Source organism: Ideonella sp. B508-1, from assembly GCF_000333615.1.
Classification (GTDB): domain Bacteria; phylum Pseudomonadota; class Gammaproteobacteria; order Burkholderiales; family Burkholderiaceae_C; genus Ideonella.
In genome coordinates this window covers 1-2,170 of sequence record NZ_BADL01000168.1, presented here as the reverse complement: position 1 = coordinate 2,170, position 2,170 = coordinate 1, and the positions used below count along the sequence as shown (strand labels likewise).

Genomic DNA, 2,170 nt, shown 5'->3' with positions numbered 1-2,170 from the left:
CGGACTCGCTGAACACGACCTGCGCCGCCTGCAGACCCGCAACTTTTAATGCTTCAAGAGCGGNCTGTGAGGAACAGGCACGCCCCTTGACGCAATCCCCCGCCAGCACCGCCCGCGACGACAGTGCCTTCCTCCAGATCCACAACGTGGTGAAGGATTTCGGAGGGTACAAGGCCGTCAACAACGTCAGCCTGGACATCGCCAAGGGCGAAATCTTCGCCCTCCTGGGTTCTTCCGGCTGCGGCAAGACGACCTTGCTGCGGATGTTGGCGGGGTTCGAGACCCCCACCTCGGGAAAGATCATTCTCAACGGCCAGGACCTGGCGGGTCTCCCGCCTTATGACCGGCCGCTGAACATGATGTTCCAGTCGTACGCGCTGTTCCCCCACCTCACGGTGTGGGACAACATCGCGTTCGGCCTGCGTCGTGATGGCATGGCCCGAGACGCGGTCGCGGACCGCGTCGAGGCCATGCTCAAGCTGGTGCAGCTGGGCAAATACGCCAAGCGCAAGCCCCACCAGCTCTCCGGCGGCCAGCAGCAGCGGGTGGCCCTGGCCCGCAGCCTGGCCAAGCAACCGCAAATGCTGCTGCTGGACGAGCCGCTGGGCGCCCTGGACAAGAAGCTGCGCGAGCAGACCCAGATCGAACTGGTGAACATCATCGAGCAGGTCGGTGTGACCTGCGTGATGGTGACCCACGACCAGGAAGAGGCCATGACCATGGCCAGCCGCATCGCCGTCATGAGCGAGGGCCGCTTCCTGCAGGTGGGCTCGCCCAGCGAGATCTACGAGACTCCGCAGACCCGCTTCGTGGCCGACTTCATCGGCAACGTGAACATGATGGACGGCACGGTCGAAGTCGATGAGAACGACCACGTCGTCATCGCCGGCGAGGACTGCAAGCATTATGTCGGGCACGGCATCACCGGCACGCTGGGCATGCCGGTCACCGTGGCCCTGCGCCCCGAGAAGATCCACCTGACCCGCCACAAGCCGGCCGACGAGTTCAACTGCACCGAAGGCGTCATCGAGGAGATGTCCTACTTCGGCAGCTTCACCGTCTACCGCCTGAAGCTGGGCAGCGGTGCCACCCTGAAGGTGAGCATGGCCAACACCGTGCGCCAGCGCGAGGACGAGCTGACCTGGGGCGACAAGGTCTGGGCGCACTGGTCGCGCTCGGCCCATGTCGTGCTCACCCAGTGAGGACACCACCGCCATGGAACGCCTGATCCATCTCCTCACGCATCGGCCCAGCTGGCTGCGCGGCCGCCTGGGTGTCATCGGCCTGCCCTACGCCTGGCTGCTGGTCTTCTTCCTGTTTCCCTTCCTGATCCTGGCCAAGATCAGCATCTCGGAAATGGACGCGGTGGTCGTCAAGAACATCCTGTCCTACGCCGATGGCGTGATCACCCTGGTGATCAAGCTGGGCAACTACAGCTTCCTGGCCAGCGACGACCTCTACTGGATGACCTATGTCGCCAGCCTGAAGTACGCCGCAGCCACCACCGTGCTCTGCCTGTTCATCGGCTACCCCTTCGCCTACTTCATGGCACGGGCCAAGTCCACCGCGCAGCCCGCCCTGCTGATGCTGGTGATGCTGCCCTTCTGGACCTCCTTCCTGCTGCGTGTCTACGCCTGGAAGGGCCTGCTGAGCGAGCATGGCTGGGTGGCCGACCTGCTGATCTCCACCGGCCTGGACCAGGTGCTGCTGGCCCTGGGCCTGATCTCGGCGCCGGGCAAGTTCATGAACACGCATTTCTCGCTGGTGCTGGGCATGACCTACACCTACCTGCCCTTCATGATCCTGCCGCTGTACTCCAACCTGGCCAAGATGGACGTCCGTCTGCTCGAGGCCGCCGCCGACCTGGGCTCCACACCCTGGGTGACGTTCTGGAAGATCACCGTGCCGCTGTCCAAGGCGGGGATCATCGCCGGCTCCATGCTGGTCTTCATCCCCTGTGTCGGCGAGTACGTCATCCCCGAACTGCTGGGCGGGCCGGAGACGATGATGATCGGCCGCGTGGTCTGGGACGAGTTCTTCTCGAACAACGACTGGCCGATGGCCGCCACCGTCGCGGTGGTGATGATCCTGCTGATCATCGTGCCACTGGCCATCTTCAAAAGTACCAGGCTGAACCCCAGGAGCCCGCTGATGTGCGCCTGTCCCCTGC

Annotated in this window: 2 protein-coding genes; both read left to right on the top strand. The window is 64.1% G+C overall.

Annotated features, from left to right (window positions below):
• The first annotated feature begins 86 nt into the window (after window positions 1–86).
• Window positions 87–1,202: an ABC transporter ATP-binding protein gene (locus I73_RS07840; protein WP_022980111.1), complete on the top strand. Its 1,116-nt coding sequence runs from the start codon at window positions 87–89 to the stop codon at window positions 1,200–1,202.
• A gap of 13 nt (window positions 1,203–1,215) precedes the next feature.
• The coding region (locus I73_RS26705; protein WP_022980110.1) for an ABC transporter permease at window positions 1,216–2,170 on the top strand (955 nt) is incomplete at its 3' end.